We start from the raw sequence: 412 nt of genomic DNA on the forward strand, positions 1-412 counted from the left end.
CAAGCACATCAGCATCAGAATCAGCATCAACAAGTGCGAGCCAATCAGCAAGCACATCGGCATCTGAATCAGCATCAACAAGCGCTTCTGAGTCAGCATCAACAAGTGCGAGTCAATCAGCAAGCACAAGTGCCTCTGAGTCAGCATCAACAAGTGCAAGTCAATCAGCAAGCACATCAGCTTCTGAGTCAGCATCAACAAGTGCGAGTCAATCAGCAAGCACATCAGCATCTGAATCAGCATCAACAAGTGCGAGCCAATCAGCAAGCACATCAGCATCAGAATCAGCATCAACAAGTGCGAGTCAATCAGCAAGCACAAGTGCCTCTGAGTCAGCGTCAACAAGTGCGTCAGAATCAGCAAGCACATCGGCATCTGAATCAGCCTCAACAAGTGCAAGCCAATCAGCAAG

At 48.5% G+C, this 412-nt stretch carries 1 protein-coding gene; it reads left to right on the top strand.

The annotated features are described in order from the left end of the window. The coding region (locus B7696_RS10710; protein WP_192856261.1) for a hypothetical protein at nucleotides 1-412 on the top strand (412 nt) is incomplete at both ends.

The organism is Streptococcus mitis (assembly GCF_002096815.1).
In the GTDB taxonomy this organism is placed as follows: domain Bacteria; phylum Bacillota; class Bacilli; order Lactobacillales; family Streptococcaceae; genus Streptococcus; species Streptococcus mitis_AD.